Source organism: Streptomyces yunnanensis, from assembly GCF_029011865.1.
Lineage (GTDB): Bacteria > Actinomycetota > Actinomycetes > Streptomycetales > Streptomycetaceae > Streptomyces > Streptomyces yunnanensis.
The window spans coordinates 322,906-341,635 of sequence record NZ_CP095749.1 but is presented as its reverse complement, the minus strand read 5'-3'; the positions used below and the strand labels follow the sequence as shown (position 1 = coordinate 341,635).

Here is an 18,730-nt window from a genome sequence, read left to right as displayed (position 1 = left end):
AAGCACGGTGATGGCAAGCAACCGACCGCACACCGCCGCGCCGGCGCGGGATCGGCATGCCGACGGGCTCTCGCGCCTGGGACCCGTTCCGCCAGGCGGTACTGGTGCCGCGGCGGTTCCGAGAACACGGCTGCGTACACTGCCTGGCCCGGGACGCCGGGATCTCGCAGGCTACCGGCTACCGCTACCTCCATGAGGACATCGGCGTGCCGGCCGCCCAAACTCCTGAGCTGCACGAGGTGTTGGACCTCTGTCGCGCCGAGGGGATGACACACGTGGCGCTGGACGGCAGGCTGGTCGCCTGCGACCGGCTGGTCGGGGCGGATGCCGCGAGGGGGGCTGCGGCGGATCGCTCAGGAGGACGCGTCGCGGCAGGCGCAGGGGCCTCCCGCCTCGGCGTGAGCGGGTGTGCCGACCGGCGCCAGATGATGGACCCTGGCCGGTGGCAGGTTCCCCAGCACCACTTCGGTACGGAACGTGTGTCGGCGCAGGATGTTGCGCATCACCGCTTGTCCGGCGAGCGTGTGCTCGCGGTCCGGTCCGCTGGCGAGCGTCCGGCGCACGGTCGCGCCGCCCACGTATCCAAAGAAGGACAGGGTGCCGCCGGGGCGCAGTGATCCGAGCAGCCGGTCGAATATCTCCGCCGTGGTCCGGGCGTCGAAGTTGGCGAACGGCAGACCGCACACGATCGTGTCGTACAGGCCCAGTTCGTGTTCCTGGACCAGACCGGTGAGGACCCGCAGTCGCGGATCGCGGCCGTACGTCCCGCGCAGCAGGGTGGCGAAGCGCGGGTTGGCCTCGACCAGGTCCAGGGTGTCCGACTGGCCGAGTGAGTCGGCGATGTGGCGGGTCACCGCTCCGGTGCCGGATCCCACCTCCAGCACCGCGCGGGAGTGGCCGGGGCTGGGGATCACATACCGGGTGAGGGCCCTGCCGAGCCTGGGGCTGCTCGGAGCGATCGCCCCGACGTCCTGGCGGGTCCGGGCGTACTCCCGGAGGAACAGGGTCAGTTCAGCCATAGGGCGACTCGCTCTCTGGTGATAGCGGAATTATCGGTGGCGCAAGTCATCGCTGCCGAGGTGGCCGGCTCGGTGATAAATCACCGATGAGCGTGCCCTGACCTGGGGACACAACCACTGAACGACCGGGGAGGTACCGGGCAGGAAGAAGCCGGTCAACAGACCGGATTGGGCGAAGACGATCGCCCGGATGCCGAGCAGGCGACCTGGACGGCGTTCCAGCCGACCGCCACCAACAGGAACGTGGATGCCGCGTCGTAGGGCCGGTGGCGGATCACCAGTAACCAGAGCGTCCAGAGGCCCAGAATGAGCAGTCCGCCATCCGGCGAGGCCACGTAACTGACGCCCAACATAAGCGTGTTGAGCCATCCGGTGCGCAGGTCGATCTGGATCGACCGATCCAGCTGTAGGCCATGGGGCTGGACCAGGGAGGTGTGCGCCGCGATCAGCCCGAGGGCGATCGCCACTGCGAAAGCCAGTACAGAGTTGCGCAGCTGGCGCACCTGGGGCATGAGGGACGTCCTTACGTGAGACGCGGCCTGGGCGTGAGGCGGCAACCGCCCGGCACGTCATCGGCAGGCGAGACCACGCCATCAAGCTACTACATGCTGTAGAAAGGTGGTCGCCCCGTCGCGTTCCTCGCGGTCCCGCAAGAGGTTCGCGACCTCCGGGCCCGGCAACCCGCGTCTCCATAGCCGCCCTGGCGAACCGGCTCCTGTTGCCGACGACGCAGGTGGGGTGGATGGCCATGGCGCTACCCGCCCGGCGCGCCGGGTGTGCACATCGGTCCGGTCGGCGGCGGTGCGTCCCCGGGCGGGAACGCCCCGAGGCTTGGCGGTCGATACGTGAGCCCACCAGTGCCGCTGCACGTGAGCCCACCAGTGCCGAAGCCGTACGTGAGCACGTTGTGGCGGAGCCGCGTCCGTCGGCGAGCCTGACGAGCGACGGGTCGATACGCAACCAGCTGGTGAGCGGGTGGATCTGTCCGATCAGCCCAGCGATGCGCTCACTGCGCGCAGCTCGTCCAGGGCCGCCAGGACGTACCCGGCGAGTTCGTCTTTGCCGTCACGGTCGCCTTCGGACCACTCGGCGAACCCGCGCTTGAAGGCGAGGACGCCCAGCTCGCTCGCGAGGGCCGCGGTGGGGTCGGACAGGCCGCGGGCGACCAGGGCGGCCGTCATCGCGGCGGCGAGGCTGACGGTCTTGAGGGCGTCACGCTCTTGCAGCTCGGCGCTGGCGGCGACGGCGGCCTTCAGGCGCGGGGCGAGCTCGCGGTTCACGGGGCCCATCGCGCTCGACGCGCGCTCAAGACCGGCGGCGACCGCCTCCAGCGGGGTGGCGTGGCCGGGGGCCTCGGCGATCCCCTCGCTCAGCAGTCGGCTCAGCGTCTCCTGTCCGGCCACCAACAGCTCGCGCTTGTCGGGGAAGTGTCGGAAGAAGGTGCTCTTGGTGACTCCGGCACGCTCGGCGATCTGCGCGACCGTCGTGGCGTCGTACCCCTGCTCAGTGAACAGGTCGCATGCGGCCACGACGAGGCGTTCGCGTGCGCCTGGTTCCCACCTACCCATGGGGCCAGCATATGCGATGGGACTCTTGTCCCGTCACCTGGTAGCGTGTGACGGGACAAGAGTCCCATCACTTGGAGGGATTTCCATGCGTGTCTTCGTCACCGGTGCCACCGGTCTGATCGGGTCCGCCGTCGTCGCCGAACTGCTCGGCAACGGCCACACCGTCCTCGCGCTCGCCCGTTCCGACGCGTCCGCGCTCGCCGCCGAGGCGGCCGGCGCCGAGCCGCTCCGGGGAGCCCTCGCCGATCTGGACGTCCTCCGGGCCGGCGTCACTCAGGCCGACGGGGTCGTCCACCTGGCGTTCGGCAATGACTTCAGCAGCCCCGAGGCTCTCGCGAAGAACGTCACTGAGGAGAGCGCCGCCCTCGCGGCCCTCGGCGAGGAACTCGTCGGCAGCGACCGCCCCTTCGTGACCGTCTCGGGTACGCCCCAGGCCCCGGGCCGGGTCTCCACCGAGGCCGACCCGGTGCCGACCGACGGACCGGTCGGCGGTCGCGGCCGCGCGGTCACGGCGGTCCTGGGCCTTGCCGCGCGCGGGGTCCGGAGTGCGGCCGTACGCCTGCCGCGCACGGTCCACAACCAGGGCACGGGCGGGTTCGCCGGCCTGCTGACCGGCATCGCACGCCGGACCGGGGTGTCCGGCTACCCGGGCGACGGCACACAGCGCTGGCCGGCCGTCCACGCGCTCGACGCGGCGGTCCTCCTCCGGCTCGCCCTGGAACGGGCGGAAGCCGGCAGCGTCTGGCACGCCGTGGCCGACGAGGGGGACCGGGTGCAGGACATCGCCGCGGTCATCGGCCGACGGCTGGGCCTGCCGGTCGAGTCGGTGCCGCCGCAGACGTACGGCCCTCTCGGCCCGATCTTCGCGACCGACCAGCCCTCGTCCAGCGCCCATACCCGGCAGACCCTCGGCTGGGAGCCGAAGCACCCCAGCCTCCTGGAGGACCTGGAGAACATCCAGCCCTGACCGGCGACCGGGAGGCCCGCTGACGACGCTCGCGCCGACAACGGCAGACCCTCACCCCTCACCTACGTCACTCGCGGTCGACCGTCTCGGCGCAGCAATATCCCCCGCCCGTCCCCGCCCGCCCACGTGCGGTCAACGCGGCTCCGGCTCTCGTCTTGATCCCCACCTCTTCGCCGACGGCCAAGCCCGCTGACACCGGACCGCCACCCGCGTGGCGGCAACACGTCCCGCACTGTCGACATGTCCGTGGCGAACGTGGGTCTCCGTGGCGTAGCCGGCAGTGCAGCCATTCACTCATTCACTTCCACAACCAACAGGAGGTCCCGCCATGGTGGCAGTTGTCTTCGGCGCTCGCGGTAATGTCGGTCGTCACGTGGCCGATGGCCTGCTGGCCGCCGGCGAGCAGGTCAGAGCAGTCAGCAGAACCCCCGCCGCGGGCTCGACGCCCGGGTGGGAAGCAGTCGCCGCCGACCTGGATCGCCCCGAAACGCTGCCCGCAGCGCTCGACGGTGCCGACAAGGTGTTCCTCTACGGAATGCTCGACCCCCACAAGCCCTACGACATCGAGAAGGTCGCTGCGGCGGCCACAGCCGCGGGGATCCGGCAGGTGGTTCTGCTCTCGTCGGTGGCGGTCCTGAACCCCGACGCCGACCACCCGGTCCCCCGCCTGAACCGCACGATCGAGCAGGCCGTCCAACGGTCCGGCATGGACTGGACGTTCCTCAGGCCGGGGACATTCGCGACCAACACCCGCACCTGGTGGGCCGAATCGATCCGCACCGAGAACGTCGTCCGCCTTCCCTATCCGCTCGCACAGTCGGCACCGGTGCACGAGAAGGACATCGCGGCGCTTGCGGTGACCGCCCTGACCGAACCGGGCCACTCGCACCAGGCATACACCATCTACGGAGCCGAGTCCCTGACCCTGCAACGACAGGTCGAGCACATCGGCGAGGCTCTCGGCCGCCACATCCGGATCGAACACGTCTCCGACGAGCAGGCTCGCGCGGAAGTGGGCAGAACAATGCATCCGGTCGTGGCCGAGGCAATCGTGAGTCAGTGGGCCGCCGCCAACGGCGTCCCGGTCCTGACTTCCGCCATCGCCGAAAAGATCACCGGCACGCCGGCACACACCTACGCCCAGTGGGCCGTCGACCACTCCGACGACTTCCGCTGAGCTTGTCGTTGACCTGTGATGTCGGTGGCGACCCCGGCCGGTCGTGAGGAACAGCCTTGAGTTGATCATTCTCCTTGGGGTCCAACCAAAGTGGCTGTGAAGCCCGCCGCGGAATGACCCTGGAGCCCGTCGGCGGTTCCACCGAACGGCGGGGTCGTGCTCGGCGACGTGCTGGGCGACCCCGTCGACGCCGGGACGGACGTGTCGCTCCAGGGACCGTACGGACCCTGGGCATGAACGTGACCGCTTCCTTCGTCGACGACCAGGACGAGGACGGCTACATCTGGATCCGCCGCTTCGAGGACGAGGCCCAGAGCGAGGCCCTGTACGCGGCGGTCTACGAGCACGACCGTGGGAAAAACGAGATCGGACCGGTCGTCCTCGATCTGCTGATTCCCCAGAAGACCGTCGTCACCGGAGTGGTCCCCACCCCTGCCTCGCCGCTGCGCTGACGCGGCCCCGACCGCCAGTGCAGCGCCCACCAGCACAGCGACAAAGGAAAGTTCTTCAGCACTGACACGCTCCAGAAGTCGTCCCCCTGGCAAGCGTCGGCCGCGCGTTCGGCGGGTGTGCCGCGGCCCCGTGGTCTACAGCCGTCGAGGGCGGGTGCCGACCAACGCTGTCATCGCGTTTGACTCAGCCCCGCGACGAGGAGTGAGGCGAGTCGGCGTGCGTCGTACCGGGGATCGCTCTCGGCGCCGATGCAGAGGTTTCCGATGCCGCGCATGAGCTGGTAGGCATCGATCCCGGAGTGGATCTCACCGGAGGCGGCGGCAGCGTCGAGGAGCTGGGTGCACACCGGCAGCAGACGTTCGAGGAAGTAGGCGTGCAGCGTCTCGAAGCCGGCGCCGTCCCCCTGCATTGCGGCGGCCAGGCCGTGTTTGGTGACCAGGAAGTCGACGAAGAGGTCGACCCACCGCCCCAGGGCGGCATGAGGTGTCGGGCCGGCCGCCAGCAGCGCCGGGCCGGCCTCGGCGCAGGCGTCGACCTGGTGTCGGTAGACGGCGATGACGAGGTCCGCCCGGGTCGGGAAGTGCCGGTAGATCGTGCCCAGGCCGACGCCGGCCTTGGCCGCGATGTCGCGGACCGGCGCTTCCACTCCCGAGGCGACGAAGACCGCGGCGGCAGCGTCCAGCAGGGTCTGCTGGTTGCGCCGGGCGTCCTTGCGCTTGGACCGGGCCGAGCTGCCCGGGCCCTGGCCGCTGTCGTTCACCGTGGCACTCCTTTCGTGAGGTGCATTGCAAACCGGAACAGCGTTCCGTATCGTTAGCGGAGCAACGTTCCGTTTCCATTCGATGGTAGCGGCGAGCGATCTACCGGAGCCGCTGCTGACACCATCACGCTCCACCCGGACGGAAGAGCACGGCCCGCCGGTAGCCGACGCCGATGCTGCGTCACCCGAGAAGCACTCCTCGCTCTCCACCCGAGCCGGCCCTGCGCCCCCGCCGAGGAACCACACAGCGCGAAGACACCGAACGGAAGGCACCTCCATGTCCGACTCGAAAACCGCGAACGCTCAGCAGGCCGCGGACGCTCCCACCACGGTGGTCTCTGCGAGGCCGGTCGTCCTGTCCGCCCCGGGGCGCGGCGAGGACCTCCAGGTCCGCGTGTCCGCCCCCGCGACCGGCCGCAACCTGCCCGTCATCCTCTTCTCCCACGGCTTCGGCTGGTCGATGGACGGCTACGCCCCGCTGGCGGACCACTGGGCCGCACACGGCTTCGTTGTCATCCAGCCCACCCACCTCGACTCCCGTACGCTCGGCATCCCCGCCGAGGACCCCCGCACGCCGCGGATCTGGCGCTTCCGCATCGAAGACCTCACCCGCGCGCTCGACGGACTCGACGTCCTGGAAGCCTCCGTGCCCGGCCTCGCCGGGCGACTCGATCGCGACCGCATCGCCGTGGCAGGCCACTCCTGGGGAGCCCAGACGGCCAGCACGCTGCTGGGCGCCCGCGTCCTCGACTCCGACGGTGTGCCCGGTGAGGACATGTCCGACCCCCGCGTCAAGGCCGGTGTGCTGCTCGCCCTGACCGGCCTCGGCGACGACCTGACCCCGTTCGCCGCCGAGCACTTCCCCTTCATGAAGCCGTCCTTCACCACCATGACCGCACCGGCCCTCATCGTCGCCGGCGACCACGACCAGTCCCACCTGTCCACCCGCGGACCGGACTGGTTCACCGACCCCTACACCCACAGCCCGGTGAACAAGAGCCTGCTCACCCTGTTCGGAGCGGAGCACTCGCTCGGCGGCATCCCCGGCCACCAGGTCGCCGAGACGACGGACGAGAGCCCCGAACGCGTCGCCCTGATCCAGCACCTCACCACGGCCTTCCTCCGCAGCGCCCTGCACGGCGAGGGCGCCGGCTGGAAGGCGGCGGCCACCGCGCTGGAAGGCGACCCCAACGCGCTGGGCAAGCTGCAGAGCAAGTAGACGAACGCACCGGGACCCACTGTGCGGTGCTGCCTCGCGGCAGGGGGAGTGGACCCCCGGGCGGCCCTTCCCCGTGCCGCGAGGTGCTGCCCACCCCGCCCGACAGACACCCGGCAGGGACTGCCGACACCACCAAGCAGTCCACACCGCACGTCATCCGAACGAACAAGGACCCAACGCCCATGACGCAATCCGTCCCTCCCCGCTTCGGGATCATGACGGCTCCCTCGCAGGTCGAATACCACGACATCCTGCGGGTCTGGCACGAGGCCGACACCGTCCCGGAGATCGAGCACGCCTGGCTGTTCGATCACCTCATGCCGATCGGCGGCGACCCCAACGGGGTGACCTACGAAGGCTGGACACTCCTCTCCGCCCTCGCGGCCCACACCCGGCGACTGCGCCTGGGCGTGCTTGTGACGAGCAACCGCTTCCGCCCGCCCGCACTGCTGGCCAAGATCGCCGCGACCGTCGACGTCATCTCCGGCGGACGCCTCGACTTCGGCATCGGCGTCGGATCGCGCCCCAGCCACCCCGGCGCCCGGCGCGAGTACGAAGCCCACGGCCTTCCCTTCCACGACACAGACCGCGCCGTGGCGCACCTCGCCGAAGCCTGCACCGTGATCCGGCGCCTGTGGACCGAGGCCGAACCGTTCGACTTCCGCGGCACCCACATCCAACTGACCGGCGCCTTCGGCAACCCCAAGCCCGTTCAACGCCCTCACCCGCCCCTCCTCATCGGCGGACGCGCCGCCTCGACGCTGCGGGTCGTGGCCCAGCACGCCGACGTGTGGAACATCCCCGGCGGCGACATCGACGACGCGGTACGGCGCAGCGCACTGCTGGACCGCTACTGCGCCGAGATCGGCCGCGACCCCGCCGCCATCACCCGCTCGACCGTGCTGCCGGTCTCCTATGACCACCCCGACACGACCCGGAACGCGATCGGCGAGGCCGTCGGCGCCGGGTTCCACCACATCATCCTCGGCCTGCCGGCGCCCTACCCCGCAGGCGTCGCACGATGGGTCGCCGACGAACTCATCACCGGCTCAACCCAGGAACACCGCTCGGCATGAACGCGAAAACGCCACGACCCACCACGGACAGGCAACGATCCTCGTCACCGTCACCGTTACCGGAGGCTTCGGTTTCACCGGACCGCGGACCATACGAGCCCTGCTCGACCAAGGCGAAGACCGCGCCGTGGTCCAGCGCACCGCCCGCGAACTCCCGGCCGTACTGGCCGGAAGCGCGGGCGGCGGTAGGGCAGACGGACATCACCGGCATCGCGCACCTTGCCGGCTCCTACCCCTGGCCCCCGTCCCCGACGGCCCATCGAGGCGACCCACATGCGCTGTCGACTGGACGTCCTTACGGTCGCCGGAGTCATCCATGACCAGTACACCGTCCTCGTGCGGAGCGGTCACCCGGTCGGCAATCAGCAACTTCAGACGTCGAGCATTGATGCGCTCGTAGTCCCAGCGCGGCTCGGAGAGGAAGGAATGCAGTCGTTGCACTGCTCGGTGCTGAGCCCCGGCCACCGGCTCAACACCGGCCAGACAACTCAGTGTCTTGTTCCGATCCCTCGGCGCGAGCAACCCTGTCAAGTACTCACGGAAACCTCTACGTTGAGCCAACGTGCCGAGTAGGTCGTCCCAACGCGCGGCATGCGCTTCCTACACACCCGGCGCTGGTGGACGCGGCAGACGAGCGGTCATACGCCACACCCCTTACGGGGGTAGTAGCGCAATTACATTCCGCCGTCAACAAACCGCCGCTGGCAGGTCACAGGCACTTCGACTCCCATAAGCACTGGTCACAGAGGTGCGGTGGAAGAACTCGCAGGCCCCGTCGTCGAACGCGAAGAGCCAGACGTACCAGTCTGACAGTAACCGCAGCATGTCGGCGGCTACTTCGGGATTGGTCCGTGCGGCCAGGTAGCCGCTGCGTTGACGCCGAATCCACTCGGCCTGGTGCGGTTGCCTTTCCGGCAGCCGGTGTCGTGCCAGCCAGGCCAGGCTCTGCTGGTCGACCTGCTCGAAGTGTTGGTTTATCAGGGAAGGGAAGGGACACCACAAATCGTCGGTGGCTGCTCTGCCCGGTTGCCCGTCGGGAAGATTGCCCACTGGTCTGCCAGCCTCGCCTGGGTGGGTGAAGCCGGGTTCCGTCCCATGCGACGACCGCGCGGGACGGGCCTGCTTGTACGAGCTGACGAGGTAAATCAGCCCAGGACGGCGCAGTGGACTCTGCGCGCATGCACGGTTGACTCGTGGCGCACCGCCACCTCCGGGGCATGCATTCTGGTCGTTGCTCCACCGGTCCATCGCCCTGTCCGCCCACCAGCGGGACGCCCTGGAGAGCGCGCTCGGTGTCCGGTCCGGCACCCCGAGCGGGTTCGCCGTCGGCGCCGCTGCCCTGGTACTGCTGGACGAGGCGGTGCGCACCGCCCTCGTGCTGCTCCTCCTGGACGACCCGCACTGGATCGATTCGTCGAGCCCGGCCGTCTTCACCTTCCTCCAACGGCGCTGTGCCGAGCTGCCGTTGGTGATCGTTGGTGCCACCCGCACGGACCCCCGGCTACTCGGACGTGGTCGGCCGAGACCGTCGACGTGCGGGCCCTGCCCCGGGCGGACGCTGCCCTGCTGTCGGGCGGGAGTGTGAGATCTCAGTTTGCTTTATTGAGATCTCGGATGTCTTAATGCTGACAGTGGGCCGCTGCCGTGCAGCCGAAAATTCGCCATATGTGACCATCGAGGAGTTGAGTGATGACGATCTTCGAACCGATCACGGGCCGCTATGTCGCGGTCAACGGTGCGCGCACCTACTTCGACGAGGCCGGTGAAGGCGTCCCGATCGTGTGCATTCATCCGGGGGCCACGGACTCTCGGATCTACCGGCACCTTCTGCCGCTGCTCGCTGAACGCGGATATCGCGCGATCGCGCCCGATCTTCCCGGGCACTGCCGTTCCTACCCGGCACGGTGGCAGCCGGGGACTTCCATTCACGACCACGCCGAGTTCGTGCACGCGTTCGTGCGCACGGTGCTGCCTGGGATCTCACCCTTCGTGCTCGGTGCCTCTGTCGGGGGCCTGACGGCACTGGATCTCGCCGCTCACCACGGAGAGAGCTATCGAGGTGTCGTCGCGATGCAAGCAGCGTCGTGGACACCGCTGTCGGCCGAGGCTGCCGCGTTGCTGGCAGGTCGGACAAGCGCGCCCGATGCCGGCTGGACGGATCACCTTGAGTATGCGGCGGTGACCTCGGCGAGCAAGAAGCTGACAGCCGAGCAGGAAACCGAGCTGAGGTGGCTGCAGCGCAGTACCTCCCAGCAGGCCGGTCAGTTCGACGGTCAGGCGTGGGCTTCCCACGATCTGCGCGGCCGGCTCGGCGATGTGCGGTGCCCGGTCCTGCTCGTGCAGGGCACCGACGATTTCTTCGTTCAGGACGAGCTGGTCGATGACACGGTCGCCGAGATGGGCTCGGCCGCGCAGTTGCTGAGAGTGCCTGACATCGGGCATTACCCGCCGCTTGAGAATCCGGAGTGGGTTGCGCAGGTCGCAGACACCTTTGTGAAGCAGGTGACGGCAACGGCGGACTGATCGTTTGCTCTGGCCCCCTGCTTTGCCACCCGCAGGCCGACGGGTTCGATGGCGCCCCCGCGGGGTCCGGCGAGGCGAGTGCCGAGAGAAGGGGCCAGGCAAGACCGGACGGTGGTGGCAACTGCCACGAGGCGCAGCCGACAGCCGGCTGCGAAGACGACCGCGGTCGGTGTCTGGCAGGCCACCTTCACGGCGTCGGCCGCCACCTGCGGCACCTGATCTCCCCGGACGAACCACCTGCCGGATCCAACGCCTGCACGGACCACTAAGATCCAAGACCTTCTGACTGGGATATCAAATCCCTAGGATGGATGCGTGAAGTATCTGCCCGCCATCCTCAGCACGGACCACCCCAGCCTGAGCGCCACCGAGCGCGCATATCTCGCGATCAAGCGGCGGATCATCGAGCTTGACCTGGTGCCCGGCGCCCATGTCACCAAGACGGATCTGACGCGGCTGACCGACGCCGGCACCATGCCGGTGAGAGAGGCTCTGACCCGGCTGCAGCGCGATGGGTTGGTCGATGTGCTCCCCCGCTCGGGATACCGGATCCTGCCTGTGACCTTGAAGGGGGCACGCGATCTGTGCGCCTTCCGCCGGCTTCTGGAGACGGAGACCGCCGCCCTCGCGGCAGAGCGCGGCTGCCGGCAGGATGATCTCGGCCGTATGGAAGAACTCCTGGGCCAGTCCTACGAGCCAAGCGATACAGAGAGCATCGAGGCATTCCTCCGCGCCACTTTGGAGTTCGATGCGATCATCGCCGACAACTGCGGCAACGACAGACTGGCCCGGTCGGTCATCCAGGTCTTCGACGAGCTGGAACGAGTTCTGCGGATCACCTTGGGCTCGCTTCCGTTCTCGGCAGTAGCCGCGCATCAACGACGCGCGGTCTGGGAAACGATCCGCGACCGCGATCCGGTCGCGGCCCGTGCCGCCATGGACAACCGCACGCGAACCTCTCAGCAGCAGATCATCGACGCGCTCACGGCCAGCCCGTCGATCGCCGAGGCCAGCATCACCATCTCCCGATGAGACGTCTCCGTCGACTGCGGATCCTCTTGCTTCAGGGGGGATTCCTGGCTCAGGCCGCCTCCTGGACCAGCGCTCCAGGAGGTCTTACGCCCTCGGCACCAGCCGGGGTCTCCGTTGTCGGCAACGGGCCCGTCCCTGCACGCCGCCCCACCACCCCGCCAACAGACCTGGGAGGCGTGCTGGGGGCGACCCCTCACGAGTTCGAATCTCGTATCCTCTGAACCCGCCCACCGCACTGATGGGCCGGCGCTGTCCGGCGGGTGGGCTCACCGAGCGCGCTCAGCGGCACAGGGTCCGCAGGGCGGTGAGGCAGTCCGCGCCCCGGCGCTGCGGGTCGGTGTCGGTGCTCGCCCAGGTGATCCGAGCGTCCGGTCGGATCAGAACGGCGGTGACGTCCCGCCAGATCGGATCCGCCGCTTCAGTTCTCCACCCGATGGCTGCCCGTCGGCACCGACTATCCGCAGCAGGTCCTAGCTGGACCACCGCCTGGTGAACATCGACGCTGACTGGCTCTACCGCGGCAGCCGCCGTACCCGCCTCACCCCTCGGGCGCCCACTCCGACTTTCTCCGTCCGGAATCCGCCCATCTGCTGCTGACCCTGGCGGAACGCTCCCGCTGACGTGAGCACCACCCGCAGCACGATGTCGACGCTGTTCCATGTGCTCGGTGGGAATCGGCGAGCTGGTGTCCCACCAAGTACAGCACCGGGACTCTGTCGGTGATCTCGTATGGGGTGCTGGCGGGAGGGCCGTGGGGTGCTTCGCTGCAGGCATGCGGGGTGACTTAGGGTCTGGGGCGTTGCGGTGTCGTTACGGCCGAGGAATTCCCAGCGGATCCCGGGGGCGCCGCACCCGCTCGTACGAATAGCAGCCCGACCCTGACTTCCGGCCCAGCCGGCCCGCGTCCACGATGCGTGCGAGCAGGGGGGAGCGACGTACAGAGGGCTCTTTGTACTCCTTGTTCATGCAGCCTCTTGCTCGCGGCAGCTGTCTTCCAGCCAGGTCCTGATTTCGCTAGGCCAGAACCGCAGTTGTTGCCCCACGCGAAAGCTAGGGATGGCCTGCTTCTCGTGACTGTCGTAGACCCATGAGGCGGGCTTTCCGAGGCAGTTGGCCAGGGCTGGCACGGTCCATATTGCTTGCTCCATTGCTGTTCACTGTTCACTTCCATAGGTCGGGAGTGCGACAGGATATGGACGGATCACAGCCACACCAAACGACCCCCTACAACGACGCCTGACCTTCCTGGGCCCGTCCTGACGAGTGTCCGCGGGGGAGTCGGCGCTGCGATTGAGATGACGCAAAGTGAAGAGTGAGCGTGTCGCGGCCCTGGACTGTCCGCAGTTCCACGTGCCGGCGCGGGAAGCCAGCACCGATCAAGCACGACGCTCCCGAACGGACCCCACCTCGCGTCCACCGGGACAGCCACCCTGCCGGAGCTTGTGAGTCCGAGCCGGCGTTCAACCGGCGGGTGGGCCCGCTGCTTTCGCGGTGGTGGCGGGTGGTGCTGGTGGTAGTTGTAGTGCCAGTGGTGCCGGCGACGGCGCGCCATGGCAGTGGCATGCTCCTTGCCATGCATAAGGACCGGCAGGACAGCAGGACGACGGCAGGGGTGTGGGGGCGGATCGCATGTGTCTGGGCGGTCGCTTTCGCTGCGCTTCACTTCTACTGGGCGCTGGGCGGCAGCTGGGGACTGAGTGTCTCGGCGGGACCCTTGGCCGAGGAACGCCCCGCCTGGTTCGTGGCGGTGGGCTTGTGGGGTGTGGGAGTGCTGTGCCTCGTAGGCGGTCTGCTGGGGTGGCTGCTCGCCCGTCCGCGGCCCGGTGGCCTGGTCGGACGGCTGGTCAAGGCGCTGGGCTGGGGTGTCTGTGCCGTGCTGCTGGTACGCGGCATCGGGGTTGAGATACTGCTGCTGCTCGACACGGCGGGCCGTGCGGTAGGCGTCAGCCCGGAACAGCGGCTGTGGACGCTGGTGTTGTGGAATCCCTGGTTCCTGGTCGGCGGGCTTGTCTTCGGCCTGGCCGCACGGGGATGCGGACGGGTGACGGGCCGAGCAACGGAACTGCCTGACGGGCCCGTCGGCGCACGAGAGCAGGGTGGGTGAGCGGTGGATGACGAGCCGGAGACCGGTCGGCGGAGGCGAAGGCTGCCGCCGCCGACCGGCAGCCGCGCCGGGACTCGGCAAAAGTCGACCGTGGTAGGGAGAGCGGCCCACCACGAGTCGTGCGTCCGATCAGGGCGACCGCTCGTGCCTGCGCCTGCCCCCTGCACTTGATTGACAGACCATTTTTGCCTTGGTAGGAATCTGGGCAGCGTCGCGGTGTACCCGGCAAAGAGACCGTCGAGGACATGGAGGCGCCGAACCAATGGGACAACCTTGGTGACACCCCACGGACGCCTGAAGGCGTTCGGCAATCAGTTGGTCGAAGTGCATCTCTGGCTCCGCGAAGAGCTCGCCGCACTGCGTGAAGACGTCGACTCCTATCTCGCCGGCGGCACACGACTCCGCGAGTTGCGGACGCACTGCCTCACCTTCTGCTCGGCATTGAACCGACACCACACCGGCGAGGACCACGTCGCATTCCCCGAAATGGCTGAGCAGTACCCTGAACTGCGCCCCGTTTTGGAGGAGTTGCGCCGCGACCATCAACTGGTCGAGGACTCCTTGCGACGGCTCGACGCGCTGGTCGGCGAGCTGGACCAGGCGAAGGACCCGGCCGAAGTCCGCCGCGAGATGGACAGCCTCGCGGCCCTGATGGAGACGCACTTCGCCTATGAGGAGAAGCGGATCGTCGCTGCGCTCAATGCGCTGAACGTGCCGGACTGGGAGGGTTCGATGCCGGACTTCCTGCTCACCGACGACGTGGAGCACTGACCGGTTCAGCGGCCGTACCGCTGCCGTCCCGAGGCGCCATCCGCCCCGGACGCGCTGCCCGTCCCTCGGCGGGGCCGAGCGCTCTGTCTGGCTGGCCTGCACGCCCATACGCCCGCACGTCCGCACCGTAGTGGAGGCGCATCGAGCCGACCTCCGGGTGGTTGAAGTGCTTCTGGCCGCCGCCGCGCACCCGCACCTCATACCGCTCCCACAGACGGGCGAACTCCGGGCTCATGACGGCGAGTTCACCGACGAGCTGGGCCAGTTCCGGCATGTCCGGGTCGGCGCCCGCCATCGCACGCAGGTGGGCCGCGCTGTGGCCGGCCGTCTTCTCCCAGTCGCGGTAGGGCCTGCGTCCCATGGTGTGCAGGAACATGTGGGGGGTGAGGTTGCGGCGCTCCGGTGGCCAGTCCGTGATGCCGGCGAAGAGGCGCAGGCCGGGTCGGTTGGCGGCCAGCAGGTCGTTGGTGCGGCTGACCACGCATGCCGGGGAGGGCCGCAGCGACTCCAACAGGGCGAGGATCGGCTCTTCCTCGACGCGCCCCCGGGGATCGCCGCGTGTCTGACGCTGCTGCGGGCGGCGCCCTCACCGTGCCACCGTGCACCGTTCGACCTCCCGGGCCAGGTGACGGCGGTACTCGCGCTGGCCGGCCTGACCTTCGCCGTGATCGAGGGCGGTCACCGCGGAGTGACGGGAACGGTGCTGACGGCGGTCGGGGTCGCGATGGCGTCCGGGGTCGGATTCGTGGTCGTCGAGGCGCGGCGGCGCACGCCGATGCTGCCGCTGAAGCTGTTCCGACAGCGCGGCGTCACCGTGCCGGTCGTCGCGGGCTTCGCCGTCAACGCGACTTTCTACGGAGGGGTGTTCGTGCTGAGCCTCTTCTTCCATCAGCAGCGGGGACAGTCGGCGTTCTCGGCCGGGTTGATGTTCGTGCCGATGGCGGCGATCACCGCGGTCTTCAACTACCTCTCGCCGCGGGCGGTTTCCCGCTACGGCCCGCGGGCCGTGATCGTCGTGGGGCTGCTGACCGTGGTGCTGGGCCGCGGCACGTTGCTCGCCGTCGACACCGGCACGCCTGCCTGGCTGACCGCGTTGTCGATGACCCCGCTGGGCTTCGGCGGCGCGCTGGCCATGCCGGCGATGACCTCCCTGCTGCTCGACAGCGTCGCCGCCGCGCGGGCCGGCACGGCGGCAGCGCTGCTCAACACCAGTCGTCAGACGGGCGGAGCGCTCAGCATCGCCGTCTTCGGTGCCCTCATCGCCCAGGACTTCGCGACGGGTATGCGCGAAATCCTGCTGCTCGCCGCCTGGCTGTTGGTGGCCACGGCGTGGGGAGCAACGGCACTGCTGCCACGGCGGTGAGGGCGACCGGGGGACTGCAACCCCCGCCGACCAGGTAGGTTTCCCTAATAGACCACGGCTGACGCAACGAGAGCGGAGTGGAGAGTGGACGCACAGTCGCTGCCCAACCTCGCTTCCCTACGATCCCTCGAAGCCGCCGCGCGGCTGCGCAGCTACACCCTGGCCGCCCGCGAACTGCACGTCACGCACAGCGCGGTCAGCCATCAGATCCGCCAGCTCGAAGCGCAGCTCGGGGTGGCCCTCTTCGCCCGCTCCGGGATGCAGATGCTGCCGACCCCGGTCTGCGCACGCCTCGCGGCCCGGCTGCGCCGCGGTCTCGGGGACCTCGTGGAGGCCCTGGGCGAGGCCGCGGGCGAGGCCGGCGCGTCGTCCATGCCGTTGGAACTGAGCGTGATGGCCGACTTCGCCAACGTGTGGCTCATCCCGCGCCTGGCGGACCTGGCCCGGGCACACCCGCAGATCGAGTTGTCGGTGCGGCTCCACACGGGGATGGCCCCGCCCGATCCCCGCTCGGTGGACCTGGGCATCTGGCACCGGCCGGTCGAGGCCCACGACCACCGCTCCGTGCGCCTGTTGGAGGACCAGGTCATAGCGGTATGCAGCCCCGGGCTGACGGCCCGACACCCGGGGCTGACCCTCGGGACACTGCCCCAGGCACCGCTGCTCCGCTTCGCCCTGCGCTCCTGGAAGGAGTTCTTCGCCGCGGCCGGGATCGACGCGGACGAACCCGCGCACGGGGTGATCTACTCCGATGCGGAGGCGCTGCTGCGGGCGGCGCTGGCCGGACAGGGCGTGGCCATGGTGCGCCGGCAGATGGCCGACGCATACCTGGGCCGCGGGGACCTGGTGCGGATCGGGGACGTCGAGATCCGCGCCCGACTCGACTACTTCCTCAGCTGGCGCGAGGGCCATCCGCGCGCATCCACCATCCACACGTTCCACGACTGGCTACGGCAGCAGCTCACCGCGGCACCGGAGCCCCTCGGGACAGGCGACGATGGTCGTAGAACGTGACGTCCTCGCCCTCGCGCAGATCCAGCACCTCGCAGCCGGAGTCGGTGACGGCCACCACGTGCTCCCAGTAGACGGCCAGGGATGAGTCCGCGGTGACCGCCGAACGCGTCGCGTCGGGCAGGCGCATCCCCTCGCCGCTGCCCGCGCAGAGGAACGGCTCGACGGTGATGACCATGCCCTTCTGCAGCACGCGGCCCTCGTTGCGCTCGTCCTCGTAGTACGGGATCAGCCAGCCGTCGGCGTGCACCTGGCCGATCGAATGCCCCGTGGCACTGTCCACCCGCAGCATCGAGAACCCGAACGACTCGACGTACGCCTGGACCTGCCTGGCGATCTCCTGGAGCCGGGCGCCCGGGCGGACCAGGCTGATGCCCAGGCACATGGCCTGATAGCCGACGGTGGCCAACAGCCGTGCCTCGGCGGTGGTTTCCTCACCGACGATCCACATCCGCTGTGTGTCACCGCACCAGCCGTTCTTCTTGATGCTCACATCGACGCCGAAGAGATCTCCCTTCCTCAAGGGAATTCCGCTTGGCTCGCCACTGAATGCGACCTCATTGTGTGCGATGGATATGGCTGCGTATGCGCTGGAGTCGTAGCCGGACAGGTCCTCGCGATCGATTTCCGCGCCGTACTTGTCGACGATGAGGTCATGGGCGATGTCATTGATGCGCCGAGAGGTGGTTCCCGGCTTGATGTATGGCGTCAGGTCCTGCAACACCTGGGCCGCGATGCCTCCGGCGGCCCGCAACATCGCGATCTCCGCCGGCGTCTTGAGGGAAATGGAGTCGTAGTCGACAGGGTGGCTCATGGGTCCTCCAGAATCATCAATTCTGCTCTGCAGGGAGGTATATGACCTCGCGTGAATGAGTATTCCGGGCACCCTGGAGGAAGGCGAACGAGAAGATTTCGACGGGGAGGTGAGGGGAATTCAACGGGCGTAGAGGGCGCGCCGCGCACTGCGCGTCCCGCTCACCCGCGCCGTGCGAACTCCCGGTCCGGGACATGGCGACACCGCGGGTGAGCGCGGGCTCTGGAGGGGCCGTCAAGTCCTCAGGCGGAACAGGTGAGTGCGTCGGGGATCTTGGCGAAGGTCTCCTCGACCAGTTTCGTCAGGCCGTCGCGGCCGCCCCGGCCGCCCTGTGCCGTCCAGTGCAAGGAAGCCGTGTGCCAGGCGGCCACGAAGATCTCCACGGTCAGGCGGAGGCGCACCCCGTCGACGTCGGCACCGGAACGCTCGGTGACCGTCCGGACGATGGCGCCGGTGGTGTCGTGGCAGTACCCCAGGCTGTGCGCCTGCAGTGCGGGAACGCCGTCCGACAGCTCACGGGTGGCCAGGAAGCGGCGGTCCCAGTCCGGGTCCATCGCGCCCAGGGTGGTGTCCAGGGCCGTGCGGAGAACCGCCAGCAGCGGGCCGTCCAACTTCAGGGTGGCCACGTGGTCCAGATAGGTCGACCACAGGTCGCTGTCGGAGGCGAGCGCGACGTCCTCCTTGGACCGGTAGTTCCGGAAGAAGGTGCGCTTGGACACCTCCACCGCGTCGCACAGGTCGTCGAGCGTGGTGGCGTCGTATCCGTGCTCGGTGAACAGGCGCAGTGCGGTCTCGGCGAGGGTTCGGCGAGTGCGCAGCTTCTTGCGTTCGCGCAGCGGCAGGGCGCGCAGGTCATCACTCACACCCAGGAGA

21 protein-coding genes and 2 pseudogenes are annotated in these 18,730 nt (G+C 68.9%); 13 read left to right on the top strand and 10 right to left on the bottom strand.

Annotated elements, in window-relative coordinates; genetic code table 11:
• Nucleotides 1-38: 38 nt before the first annotated feature.
• Nucleotides 39-311, top strand: a pseudogene (locus tag MOV08_RS01525) (IS5/IS1182 family transposase); the annotation flags it as partial.
• 42 nt (nucleotides 312-353) lie between these two features.
• Here MOV08_RS01525 and MOV08_RS01520 read toward each other — a convergent pair.
• The 3 genes from MOV08_RS01520 to MOV08_RS01510 all read right to left on the bottom strand — a co-directional run bounded on the left by MOV08_RS01520 (nucleotide 354) and on the right by MOV08_RS01510 (nucleotide 2,587).
• Nucleotides 354-1,019, bottom strand: coding sequence for a class I SAM-dependent methyltransferase (locus MOV08_RS01520; RefSeq protein ID WP_239009874.1), 666 nt, complete (start codon nucleotides 1,017-1,019; stop codon nucleotides 354-356).
• A gap of 155 nt (nucleotides 1,020-1,174) precedes the next feature.
• On the bottom strand, nucleotides 1,175-1,531 hold the full coding sequence (locus tag MOV08_RS01515; protein ID WP_275305847.1) for a hypothetical protein: 357 nt from the start codon (nucleotides 1,529-1,531) through the stop codon (nucleotides 1,175-1,177).
• Nucleotides 1,532-2,008: 477 nt separating this feature from the next.
• Complete coding sequence (locus MOV08_RS01510) at nucleotides 2,009-2,587, bottom strand: TetR/AcrR family transcriptional regulator (protein ID WP_275305846.1); 579 nt, start codon at nucleotides 2,585-2,587, stop codon at nucleotides 2,009-2,011.
• An 85-nt stretch (nucleotides 2,588-2,672) separates the two neighbouring features.
• Here MOV08_RS01510 and MOV08_RS01505 point away from each other — a divergent pair, with 85 nt between their 5' ends.
• From MOV08_RS01505 to MOV08_RS01495, 3 genes are all read left to right on the top strand, one after another.
• Complete coding sequence (locus MOV08_RS01505; RefSeq protein WP_275305845.1) at nucleotides 2,673-3,554, top strand: SDR family oxidoreductase; 882 nt, start codon at nucleotides 2,673-2,675, stop codon at nucleotides 3,552-3,554.
• A 328-nt stretch (nucleotides 3,555-3,882) separates the two neighbouring features.
• A complete protein-coding gene (locus MOV08_RS01500) occupies nucleotides 3,883-4,731 on the top strand; it encodes an SDR family oxidoreductase (protein WP_275305844.1) in 849 nt (282 codons plus the stop codon).
• 233 nt (nucleotides 4,732-4,964) lie between these two features.
• On the top strand, nucleotides 4,965-5,183 hold the full coding sequence (locus MOV08_RS01495; RefSeq protein ID WP_275305843.1) for a hypothetical protein: 219 nt from the start codon (nucleotides 4,965-4,967) through the stop codon (nucleotides 5,181-5,183).
• Between the two features lie 170 nt (nucleotides 5,184-5,353).
• On the opposite strand, the gene MOV08_RS01490 is transcribed toward MOV08_RS01495, so the two are convergent.
• Nucleotides 5,354-5,944 carry a TetR/AcrR family transcriptional regulator gene (locus MOV08_RS01490; protein ID WP_275305842.1) on the bottom strand — a complete coding sequence of 197 codons (591 nt, stop codon included), beginning with the start codon at nucleotides 5,942-5,944 and terminating at the stop codon, nucleotides 5,354-5,356.
• Between the two features lie 277 nt (nucleotides 5,945-6,221).
• Here MOV08_RS01490 and MOV08_RS01485 point away from each other — a divergent pair, with 277 nt between their 5' ends.
• Together MOV08_RS01485 and MOV08_RS01480 are read left to right on the top strand one after the other, a co-directional pair.
• On the top strand, nucleotides 6,222-7,163 hold the full coding sequence (locus tag MOV08_RS01485; protein ID WP_275305841.1) for an alpha/beta hydrolase family protein: 942 nt from the start codon (nucleotides 6,222-6,224) through the stop codon (nucleotides 7,161-7,163).
• 182 nt (nucleotides 7,164-7,345) lie between these two features.
• On the top strand, nucleotides 7,346-8,239 hold the full coding sequence (locus MOV08_RS01480; protein ID WP_275305840.1) for an LLM class flavin-dependent oxidoreductase: 894 nt from the start codon (nucleotides 7,346-7,348) through the stop codon (nucleotides 8,237-8,239).
• A 264-nt stretch (nucleotides 8,240-8,503) separates the two neighbouring features.
• On the opposite strand, the pseudogene MOV08_RS01475 reads toward MOV08_RS01480, so the two are convergent.
• A pseudogene (locus MOV08_RS01475) lies at nucleotides 8,504-8,881 on the bottom strand (transposase); the annotation flags it as partial.
• A 45-nt stretch (nucleotides 8,882-8,926) separates the two neighbouring features.
• Nucleotides 8,927-9,289, bottom strand: a complete 363-nt coding sequence (locus MOV08_RS01470; RefSeq protein WP_275305839.1) for an isoprenoid biosynthesis enzyme family protein — start codon at nucleotides 9,287-9,289, stop codon at nucleotides 8,927-8,929.
• Nucleotides 9,290-9,470: 181 nt separating this feature from the next.
• Here MOV08_RS01470 and MOV08_RS01465 point away from each other — a divergent pair, with 181 nt between their 5' ends.
• From MOV08_RS01465 to MOV08_RS01455, 3 genes are all read left to right on the top strand, one after another.
• Nucleotides 9,471-9,824, top strand: coding sequence for a hypothetical protein (locus tag MOV08_RS01465; RefSeq protein ID WP_275305838.1), 354 nt, complete (start codon nucleotides 9,471-9,473; stop codon nucleotides 9,822-9,824).
• A 104-nt stretch (nucleotides 9,825-9,928) separates the two neighbouring features.
• Nucleotides 9,929-10,762: an alpha/beta fold hydrolase gene (locus MOV08_RS01460; RefSeq protein ID WP_275305837.1), complete on the top strand. Its 834-nt coding sequence runs from the start codon at nucleotides 9,929-9,931 to the stop codon at nucleotides 10,760-10,762.
• Nucleotides 10,763-11,077: 315 nt separating this feature from the next.
• Entirely contained in the window at nucleotides 11,078-11,794 is a 717-nt protein-coding gene (locus tag MOV08_RS01455; RefSeq protein ID WP_275305836.1) for a GntR family transcriptional regulator, read from the top strand.
• Nucleotides 11,795-12,604: 810 nt separating this feature from the next.
• Here MOV08_RS01455 and MOV08_RS01450 read toward each other — a convergent pair.
• Complete coding sequence (locus tag MOV08_RS01450) at nucleotides 12,605-12,760, bottom strand: 3-hydroxyacyl-CoA dehydrogenase family protein (RefSeq protein ID WP_420834114.1); 156 nt, start codon at nucleotides 12,758-12,760, stop codon at nucleotides 12,605-12,607.
• A gap of 607 nt (nucleotides 12,761-13,367) precedes the next feature.
• Here MOV08_RS01450 and MOV08_RS01445 point away from each other — a divergent pair.
• The gene (locus MOV08_RS01445; RefSeq protein ID WP_275305835.1) at nucleotides 13,368-13,898 is read left to right on the top strand and encodes a DUF3995 domain-containing protein; all 531 of its coding nucleotides are present in this window, start codon (nucleotides 13,368-13,370) and stop codon (nucleotides 13,896-13,898) included.
• A 276-nt stretch (nucleotides 13,899-14,174) separates the two neighbouring features.
• Nucleotides 14,175-14,669: a hemerythrin domain-containing protein gene (locus tag MOV08_RS01440; RefSeq protein WP_275311676.1), complete on the top strand. Its 495-nt coding sequence runs from the start codon at nucleotides 14,175-14,177 to the stop codon at nucleotides 14,667-14,669.
• Here the strand turns inward: MOV08_RS01440 and MOV08_RS01435 are convergent.
• Nucleotides 14,647-15,180 (bottom strand): MmyB family transcriptional regulator, encoded by a 534-nt coding sequence (locus tag MOV08_RS01435; protein ID WP_338057123.1) that lies wholly within the window; start codon nucleotides 15,178-15,180, stop codon nucleotides 14,647-14,649. The two genes, MOV08_RS01440 and MOV08_RS01435, sit on opposite strands and share 23 nt — an antisense overlap.
• Before the next feature lie 114 nt (nucleotides 15,181-15,294).
• On the opposite strand from MOV08_RS01435, the gene MOV08_RS01430 reads away from it, so the two are divergent.
• Both MOV08_RS01430 and MOV08_RS01425 read left to right on the top strand, forming a co-directional pair.
• On the top strand, nucleotides 15,295-16,032 hold the full coding sequence (locus tag MOV08_RS01430) for an MFS transporter (protein WP_275305834.1): 738 nt from the start codon (nucleotides 15,295-15,297) through the stop codon (nucleotides 16,030-16,032).
• An 84-nt stretch (nucleotides 16,033-16,116) separates the two neighbouring features.
• A complete protein-coding gene (locus MOV08_RS01425; protein ID WP_275305833.1) occupies nucleotides 16,117-17,046 on the top strand; it encodes a LysR substrate-binding domain-containing protein in 930 nt (309 codons plus the stop codon).
• Here the strand turns inward: MOV08_RS01425 and MOV08_RS01420 are convergent.
• Both MOV08_RS01420 and MOV08_RS01415 read right to left on the bottom strand, forming a co-directional pair.
• Nucleotides 16,994-17,857: a M24 family metallopeptidase gene (locus MOV08_RS01420; RefSeq protein ID WP_275305832.1), complete on the bottom strand. Its 864-nt coding sequence runs from the start codon at nucleotides 17,855-17,857 to the stop codon at nucleotides 16,994-16,996. The two genes, MOV08_RS01425 and MOV08_RS01420, sit on opposite strands and share 53 nt — an antisense overlap.
• Before the next feature lie 242 nt (nucleotides 17,858-18,099).
• Nucleotides 18,100-18,720 (bottom strand): TetR/AcrR family transcriptional regulator, encoded by a 621-nt coding sequence (locus MOV08_RS01415; protein ID WP_275305831.1) that lies wholly within the window; start codon nucleotides 18,718-18,720, stop codon nucleotides 18,100-18,102.
• Nucleotides 18,721-18,730: the final 10 nt, after the last annotated feature.